The sequence below is a fragment of the Mesorhizobium sp. YM1C-6-2 genome, from assembly GCF_003666685.1.
In the GTDB taxonomy this organism is placed as follows: domain Bacteria; phylum Pseudomonadota; class Alphaproteobacteria; order Rhizobiales; family Rhizobiaceae; genus Mesorhizobium_K.
The window spans coordinates 1-242 of record NZ_RCIZ01000048.1 but is presented as its reverse complement, the minus strand read 5'-3'; the positions used below and the strand labels follow the sequence as shown (position 1 = coordinate 242).

Annotated in this window: 1 protein-coding gene; it reads left to right on the top strand. The window is 63.2% G+C overall.

The annotated features are described in order from the left end of the window. On the top strand, positions 1–242 hold a 242-nt coding region (locus D8676_RS26645), incomplete at both ends, for an acyl-CoA dehydrogenase family protein (protein WP_281034814.1).

The following is a 242-nucleotide window of genomic DNA, read 5'->3' as shown; positions in this document are numbered from 1 at the left end:
ACGCAGCTCTACCAGAAGAAGCTCGCCGACATGCAGACGGAGATCGCGCTCGGGCTGCAGGGCAGCTTGCGGGTCGGTCGGCTGATGGACGAGGGCAAGATGGCGCCGGAGATGATCTCGATCGTCAAGCGCAACAATTGCGGCAAGGCGCTCGACATCGCTCGTCAGGCTCGCGACATGCATGGCGGCAACGGCATCCAGATCGAGTTCCACGTGATGCGCCACGCGCAGAACCTGGAGAC